Source organism: Celeribacter sp., from assembly GCF_048270365.1.
Taxonomy (GTDB): Bacteria; Pseudomonadota; Alphaproteobacteria; order Rhodobacterales; family Rhodobacteraceae; genus Celeribacter.
Window position 1 is genome coordinate 1 of the sequence record NZ_JBLWTA010000060.1, and the last position, 7,522, is coordinate 7,522.

At 59.9% G+C, this 7,522-nt stretch carries 6 protein-coding genes; 4 read left to right on the plus strand and 2 right to left on the minus strand.

The features are described 5' to 3' along the window. Window positions 1-363: 363 nt before the first annotated feature. Window positions 364-2,460 (minus strand): TonB-dependent receptor, encoded by a 2,097-nt coding sequence (locus ACN0X0_RS22615; RefSeq protein ID WP_417281076.1) that lies wholly within the window; start codon window positions 2,458-2,460, stop codon window positions 364-366. A 189-nt stretch (window positions 2,461-2,649) separates the two neighbouring features. On the opposite strand from ACN0X0_RS22615, the gene ACN0X0_RS22620 reads away from it, so the two are divergent. Beyond that, window positions 2,650-3,441, plus strand: coding sequence for an IclR family transcriptional regulator (locus tag ACN0X0_RS22620; RefSeq protein WP_417281077.1), 792 nt, complete (start codon window positions 2,650-2,652; stop codon window positions 3,439-3,441). On the opposite strand, the gene ACN0X0_RS22625 is transcribed toward ACN0X0_RS22620, so the two are convergent. Continuing rightward, complete coding sequence (locus tag ACN0X0_RS22625) at window positions 3,424-4,251, minus strand: ABC transporter ATP-binding protein (RefSeq protein WP_417281078.1); 828 nt, start codon at window positions 4,249-4,251, stop codon at window positions 3,424-3,426. The genes ACN0X0_RS22620 and ACN0X0_RS22625 overlap by 18 nt on opposite strands. Window positions 4,252-4,381: 130 nt before the next feature. Between ACN0X0_RS22625 and fepB the strand changes: the two genes are divergently transcribed. From fepB to ACN0X0_RS22640, 3 genes are read left to right on the plus strand one after another with little or no spacing between them, the layout of a single operon-like run. Next, the gene (gene fepB, locus ACN0X0_RS22630) at window positions 4,382-5,344 is read left to right on the plus strand and encodes a Fe2+-enterobactin ABC transporter substrate-binding protein (RefSeq protein ID WP_417281079.1); all 963 of its coding nucleotides are present in this window, start codon (window positions 4,382-4,384) and stop codon (window positions 5,342-5,344) included. Beyond that, on the plus strand, window positions 5,344-6,369 hold the full coding sequence (locus tag ACN0X0_RS22635) for a FecCD family ABC transporter permease (protein WP_417281080.1): 1,026 nt from the start codon (window positions 5,344-5,346) through the stop codon (window positions 6,367-6,369). The genes fepB and ACN0X0_RS22635 overlap by 1 nt, the downstream gene beginning before the upstream one ends. After that, window positions 6,369-7,394: a FecCD family ABC transporter permease gene (locus ACN0X0_RS22640; protein WP_417281081.1), complete on the plus strand. Its 1,026-nt coding sequence runs from the start codon at window positions 6,369-6,371 to the stop codon at window positions 7,392-7,394. The genes ACN0X0_RS22635 and ACN0X0_RS22640 overlap by 1 nt, the downstream gene beginning before the upstream one ends. Window positions 7,395-7,522 lie beyond the last annotated feature (128 nt).

Sequence of the window (7,522 nt, forward strand, 5' to 3'; positions counted from 1 at the left end):
CCGAACTTGATCGCATCGCGTATGAGATGTGACGCTTCGATACGGGGATCAAGTTTGGAGGAAGGTGTCCTTTTCTCAATGGGCTACTACAGACCCTCGAATAACGCGCGGCCGAAAGTTGTGATGCGGTTGAGCTGGCTTTCTGTTGTTTGGGGAGATGCCGGTAGGAGGCAGGATGATGCTGATGTTCGACACAGGAATTACAGTCTTTGCGGCTGTCCGTCGTAAGAGTTTCTGGGACGGGTTAGAGCGATTTTCTAAGAGAGGGTCTGGCTCCTGAAAGCCTCACCATACTTTTGCCCCCCTTTGCAGGCGAAGGGGGGCGTCGGCTGCGGTTGCATGCAGTGATGTGAAGCAGCGATGTTAAAACGTCCCGCGAATGCCGATCCCGACGGTGCGCGGCGCGGTGATGGCGGCCTCGGTGCCTCCCTGTGTACGGTTGAACTGCTTGAACGTATCTTCGCGAATGTCGAAAATATTGTTCACATAGCCATAAAGCTCGATCCCGTCATTGAACGCATAGGAGGCCTGAAGGTCCGTGATCGTGTAATTGCCGATCTTGTAGTCTTCGGTGTTTTCCGCGTCAGAGAAATAGCCCCCGGCCACATGACGCAGTTGCCCGCCGACACGGATTTGATCCGTCATGGCCCAGTCTGCCCCAAGCGAAAGGGTCACAGGCGGGGCCTTGGCAAAGCTGTTGTCCTCGAAATCGGTGTTTCGGCTGATCTCCGTGATCTTTGTCTTGAGCAACCCGAGGCTGCCGTTTAGCGTCAGGACCGAACTCGGCGCATAGTCGATCCCGAGGTCCAGGCCGTAGGCATAGGATTCTTCGGCATTGATCGTGTAGGTGTTAAAGTCCCCAGGTCCGACTTCGTTGAGTATGTTGTACTGCGCATTGGCGTAATCCATGTAGAACAGGTTCGCCGTCAGGAACATCTGATCCCCCATCAGCCGCGCACGTGCAAAGAGCTCGTAATTGTCGATGGTTTCTGCCTTGAACTCTTCCCAAGTACCCGTCGTGAAGTTCGGAGACACGCCGCCCGGGTTGTAACCTTTGCTGTAAAGCGCGCCCACGGTCCAGTCAGGCGTCAGCTCATAGGACAGCGCCAGACGCGGCAGAACTTCGGTGAAGGTTTCGTCGTAATCGACATCTTCAGACATGCGTAGTGAGGTGCCTTCACGCTGTATACGGTCTTTCTCAATACGCAGTCCCGCATTCAGGCTCCAGCGGTCTGCAAAGTTCCATGTCGTTTCGCCAAACAGGCCGAGATAGGTTTTCTCGTCTTCATACACCGTGTCCGGGGTAACGCCGTCAGCTTTCGCGGTATATAGCCAAAGATCGTCGCTGCGGTCGACCTTCTTGGCGTAGAAGCCCACGAGGCCGGACAGCTCATCCTCCGAGTCTCCAAAGGAGAGTTGGATTTCGTTGGACACCTCATCGGATTTAATGATCGCATCCCCGCGCCCGATCCCCGTGGTGCGCAGCGTGTCGGCCTGACTAACCTGCAACTGATTGAACAGTTTCATCCCGTTGAAAAAGTCGTAATTGACATCGAGCGTCGCGGTGTTCACCTCGACGTCGAGGCTCGGCAGAGAGGTCGCGTAGCTGTTGTCGAGATCGTCATAGGGGGTGGTTGCCATTTCCTGCGTCGGGCGATTTCCGTCACTATGCGCCAGCGTCAGCATCATTTCGAGACCGGCAATCTCGGCCGGTTTCCAGAGCAGCTTGCCGCGCAGGTTGAGGTTTTCGAAATCGAGATTGGCGTCTCCCGGCACAAAGCCCGGGTTGGTGTAGTCGATGATCCCGTCGCGACCGGAATAATCCACCGCGATCCGCCCCGCCAAATCGTCGCTCAGCGCATTGGAATAGGCAAAGGACAGACGCCGCGTGTTGTAGCTGCCGTATTCGGCGCGGTAGGCGCCTTCGGGGGTGAAGGTCGGATCTTTGGTATTCACCACAATCGCCCCCGCGATGGCATTGGCGCCTTGTGAGGTGGTCTGCGGACCGCTGAACACTTCGACGGTGTCGACATCCCAGGTCGATGAGGCCCCGAAGGTCAGTTCGTAGAAGTCCTGATAATGACCGTCGACGCTGACCGTGCCCCGCGGCACGGTGCCGCCGAAGAACGCTACGGCACCGTTTTGCGGCCCCTGTGTGTCGATGCCACGGATCACCGGCGCGCTGACATTGTCAGGGTAGATCACGTTGGGCGTCGAGGCGACCACTTCGTCGATGGTGGCACGGCCGACCTTTTGGTTTTCGATTTCTGCCTCACCGACCACCGATACGGAGGTCGATGTCTCGGACAAGTCACGATCCACCTTTTCGCCGCTCACGATGATCGGGTCGAGCATGATGATCTCGCCTGCGCCTTGTGCCATCGCGCCCTGTGCAGACAGGGACGCGACCAAAGCCATGAGACTGGTGGTGCGGATGAATTTAGATTGGGCTGTTGCCATGTTTCCCTCGGGTGTTCGCAGTGACTGGCCCGCTGGCTAGGGAAGTGGCTTGCAGCATTTCGTTCCGCATTGCATTACGCATTCCGCATGTCAACTCGCCTATTGCGGAAAACCATGCAAATTTGTACCTCCGTTGCACCGATGCACTTAAACTGACCAAAATACATAAATTTCGGGGGCGCGCAGACGTTGAGCCAGCAAACACCGACCATCGACACACCGGAGACAACGAAACCGCGCGATGGCACGGTGCAATCGGTCTCCATCGCTGCGGATTTCTTGCGCGTGCTCTCGGCCGCCGAGCAGGCCTTGCCCTTGGGAGAGATCGCCAAACGGGTCGGAACCGGGCGTTCAACGGCACACAGATACATGCAATCTCTGGTCAAAGAGCGGCTCGCGCAACAAGACGCTGTCAGCGGCCATTACGATCTCGGCCCCTTGTCTCTGTCGATCGGCGTGGCTGCCTTGCGCCGTGTGGATCCTGTCGAGATCGCGGGGCGCTACATCAAAGAGCTTTGCCAGACCCATGCGATCAGCGCCGGTGTGGCGATCTGGACGGAGCGCGGCCCCACAGTTGTGCGCTGGCACAACAGCGCTTATTTTGCGATCTCCGCCATCGGGCTTGGTACCATTCTGCCCATCGACAACACCGCTTGCGGCTTGGTGTGTCAGGCCCACCTTCCGGCGCGCTCCATCGCTGAGGCGCGCGAGCATCAACCCGAAGATTTTCGTGGCACGCCACCGACAGCTGCGCTCTTGAAGCAGGTCTATGAAGAGAGATGGTGTGAGATGACCAACCATCTTTTGTCGAATGTCGCCGGCCAGGCCGCTCCGATATTCGATGCGCAGGGGGAATTGGCGTGTATCGTGACCTCCGTCGCCGATCTGGGCCGGATGCAAACCGCAGATCAGCTCTCTGCGCTGAAATCTGTTGCCGATGCGATCAACCGTGAGACAGGAGGATCACACGCTTTCGCATGAGCGGGCTGATGTGCGCGCCTTGCGCGCCGCAGGGCGGGGTACGATCATCGGCAGGCCGGTTTCCGGGTCCTCCACAATCCGTGCCGACAAGCCAAAGACCTCTGCGACCATATCTTCTGTGACAATTTCAGAGGGCGTACCTTCGGCCATCACGCGGCCGTCCTTGAGGGCGATCATATGTGTGGCAAAGCGACAGGCCTGATTGAGTTCGTGCAGCACGGCGACAATGGTCCGGCCCGCTGCGCGCAACTCCTCCAGCAGTTCCAAAAGCTCCATCTGATGCGCGATGTCGAGATAGGTCGTTGGCTCGTCCAGCAAGAGGATCGGTGTTTCCTGCGCCAGAGCCATGGCAATCCAGACCCTCTGGCGCTGACCGCCCGACAGCTCTGACACCATCCTCTGCGCATGGGGCGTCATGCCGGTTGACTCCAACGCACGGGTGATCGCCTCGCCATCTTCTTTCGACCATTGGCGCAGGAAACTTTGATGCGGAAAACGCCCTCGCGCCACCAGATCGGCGACAGTGATCCCATCCGGCGCGGTGAGGCTTTGTGGCAAAAGCCCGAGTTTGCGTGCAAAGGCGCGCGGCGGATAGTGCCGCACATCTTGCCCCTCCAAAGTGACACGCCCGGATGTCGGCTCCAGCAGACGTGACAAGGCTCGCAAAAGTGTCGACTTTCCACAAGCATTCGGTCCGACCACGACGGTGAACGAGCCGTCCGGGATCGACAGGGACAGGTCGCGGGAAATCTCCCGGCCCTCATAGGCCAATGTGATATTTTCGGCCTGCAAGGCCCCTGTCTGTCGCATGTTGCGCCTCATTTAACTGAGTCTTTCTGTCGGTATTGCATTGTGGAACGCATTCTGCAATATCAGTCGCAATCTTCCAGAGAGCCATACGCCATCTGCGCCGATCTCAAGCCCGAAAGAGTCTTTCCGCATGAACCGCCGCACTTTGCTTAGCAGCGCCTTCGCCCTTCCGTTGACCCTGATCACGACACCGCTTTGGGCACAATCCGACGCGGATTGGCCGCGCGCCCTGACGCATGACAGGGGCACGCTGACGTTGAAAACCGCCCCTCAGCGCGTGATCTCCACATCGCCGAGCCTCACCGGGCTGCTTTTGGCCATTGACGCGCCGCTCGTTGCCACCGCCGCCACCACGCCGGGCGAGCTGACCGATGAGGCGGGCTATTTTAGCCAATGGGCTGAGATCGCACATGCGCGCGGTGTCGAAAGCCTCTATGCCAATCGGGATTTTGACATTGAATCTCTGATTATCGCAGGCCCCGATCTGGTCGTCGGCTCCTCGACCGGCGCAGACAGCCTTTTGCCCTATCTTGCAGAGGTCGAGGCACAGGGCCTTCCAACGCTTATCCTCGATTACTCCGACACAAGCTGGCAGGCCATGGCGCGCACGCTTGGTCGCGCAACGGATCGCGAGGCGGAGGCCGAAGCCGCGATCCAGGATTTCGAAAGCCGTGCGAAAGAGGCCGCAGAGCGGTTGGCGCTGAACGGGCGCCCGGCGACCCTTGTCGGCTATGACATCGCGGGAACCTATTCCATTGGCCGCGATCACAGCCCGCAGGCCGAGGTTCTTGAGGCGCTTGGCTTTGCCATCACGCCCCTGCCAGAAGAATTCAAAAGCGCCGTGACCCGTGTCTCCAACATGGATTTCATCTCGCGCGAAACCCTGAGCGCGGCCATCACCGAAGAGACCGTTATCCTGCTCAGTGCCGATGCCAAGGACGTCGAGGCCTTTCTGAACGACCCGCTTTTGGCCAATCTGCCCGCCGTGCAAAAGCGCCAAGTCTATGCGATGGGCCTGTCCTCTTTCCGCGTCGATTATTATTCCGCCCTTGAGATGATCGAGACCTTGGATGCCGCGCTTTCGGTCGAATGATGCGCCCCACGATCGCCTCCGCACCGCTGCGACAGCGGGTGATGCCTCTGGCCCTGACGGCGATTTTGCTCTGTATGGCGGGGCTGATCAGCCTGACGGTCGGCGCACGCGCCATTCCAATCGCTGAGATCACACAAAGTCTGACCGCCTATGATCCGACCAATGATCTGCATGTCATCATCCACGCCCTGCGTCTTCCGCGCACTGTTTTGGCCCTGCTCGCCGGGACCGCTCTCGGTCTTGCGGGGGCCTTGATGCAGGCGGTGACGCGCAATCCTCTGGCTGAGCCGGGCCTGCTGGGCATCAACGCAGGCGCCGCCGTTGCGGTGCTTTTGGGCGTTAGCCTTTTTGGTTTGACCCGCATCGACCAATACCTCTGGTTCGGCATGTTTGGCGCGGGGCTCGCGGGTGTTGCCGTTTTCCTTCTGGGACGCGGCCATGACGCAGGGGTCGACCCGGTGCGGCTTGTGCTGGCAGGCGCGGGATTGTCGGTCATGCTGGGGGCTTTGAGCGGCATCATCATCATCAACGCGCCTGCAGAGGTTTATGAAGACTTTCGGCAATGGGGGGCGGGATCGGTCGAGGGACGCGGTGGCCCGGTTTTGATTGCACTGTCAGCGACCCTGTTGTTTGGCGGCGCGCTGACCATGGCGATTGCCCCCGGCTTGAATGCGCTGGCGTTGGGCCGTGATGTCGGTCGGGCTTTGGGCGCGCGTCCCGTGCTGATCTGGAGTTTGGCCTGCTTTGCCATCCTGACGCTTGCGGGCGGGGCGACCGCCGCCGTTGGCCCTATCGGTTTCGTCGGGCTGGTGGCGCCGCATATCGCCCGGCTGTTTTCCGGGCCGGACTATCGCTGGATCCTGCCGTATTCCGCGTTGATTGCGGCGCTTCTGCTGCTTCTTGCGGATATTCTCGGGCGCGTGCTTGTCAGCCCTGCCGAAGTCGCCGCCGGCATCGTGGCGACCATCCTTGGCGGGCCGTTCTTTGTCTTTAGTGTCCGACGTTTCAAGATGGTGCGACTCTGATGCGGCCCTCTGTTCTCTCAATTGGCCCTGTCACTTTGGCGCTTCATCCGCGGGCAATGATTGTAACGGTGCTTCTGGCGGCGTTCATTCTGGGTCTCGGTGTCCTGTTGCTCACCACGGGGACAATGCCCATCGGCCTCGACGATTTTATCGCCGTGCTCCGGGGCCAAAGCGACGACAGCCCCGCCGCCAAGGTGCTCTGGCGTATCCGTCTGCCGCGTGTGCTGACCGCCTGCCTTGTGGGATTTGGCCTCGGGCTTGCGGGGGCTGCGTTTCAAACTGTCTCGCGCAATCCGCTTGGTTCCCCCGATGTGATCGGTTTCACGACAGGGGCCGCGACGGGCGCCATCGTACAGATTGTGATGATCAACTCCGACCCGCTGAGCATCGCGGCCATGTCGATGCTGTCCGGCCTTGTGACCGCTTTTGTCGTGCTGATACTGGCGCGCAAATCCGGGCGATCAGAAGGCTATCGCCTTGTTTTGGTGGGCATTGGTGTCGGCGCGACACTGTCGGGCGTCAATACGGTGTTTCTGGTGATGGGCGATCTCGATCAATCCATCGCTGCGCAGCTTTGGCTCGCGGGCTCTCTCAACACCCGCACATGGGCGCATGTCTGGCCCGCCGCGCTGGGTCTGATGCTGTTGGCGCCTGTCGTTTTGAGCCTCTCGCGCAGGTTGGCGCTGTTTGAGATGGGTGATGATGCGGCGGCGGCGCTTGGCGTTTCGGTCGAGCGCACCCGCATTGCCGCCATCCTCGCCGCCGTCGGCATGACCGCGATTGCCACCGCCGCTGCAGGTCCGATCAGCTTTATCGCACTGGCCGCGCCGCAACTGGCGCGCCGTGTGAGCGGCATGGCGCAAATCCCCTTTTTTGCCGCCGGCCTCATGGGAGCGGCTTTGTTGTTGGGCGCGGATCTGATGAGCCAGCGTCTGCCAACCGGGCTGAGCCTGCCGGTCGGGCAGATGACCGGGCTTTTGGGCGGTGGCTATCTTTTGTGGGTGCTGACGCGGCGTTCACGGTGAGGAGATAATTGGATGACACAGAAACCTCTGCATATCGGCATGACGCTTGCCCCGACGTGGCTGTCCGGTGAAGGCTGGCGACGGCCTGACAGCGGGATCGAGGGCCTGTTGGGCTATGATTATTACAT

Excerpts from the sequence above, each read along its gene's own strand:
- ACN0X0_RS22640 (WP_417281081.1), top strand. The coding sequence starts at position 6,369 with ATGCGGCCCTCTGTTCTCTCAATTGGCCCTGTCACTTTGGCGCTTCAT.
- ACN0X0_RS22625 (WP_417281078.1), bottom strand. The coding sequence starts at position 4,251 with ATGCGACAGACAGGGGCCTTGCAGGCCGAAAATATCACATTGGCCTAT.
- ACN0X0_RS22635 (WP_417281080.1), top strand. The coding sequence starts at position 5,344 with ATGCGCCCCACGATCGCCTCCGCACCGCTGCGACAGCGGGTGATGCCT.
- ACN0X0_RS22615 (WP_417281076.1), bottom strand. The coding sequence starts at position 2,460 with ATGGCAACAGCCCAATCTAAATTCATCCGCACCACCAGTCTCATGGCT.
- fepB (WP_417281079.1), top strand. The coding sequence starts at position 4,382 with ATGAACCGCCGCACTTTGCTTAGCAGCGCCTTCGCCCTTCCGTTGACC.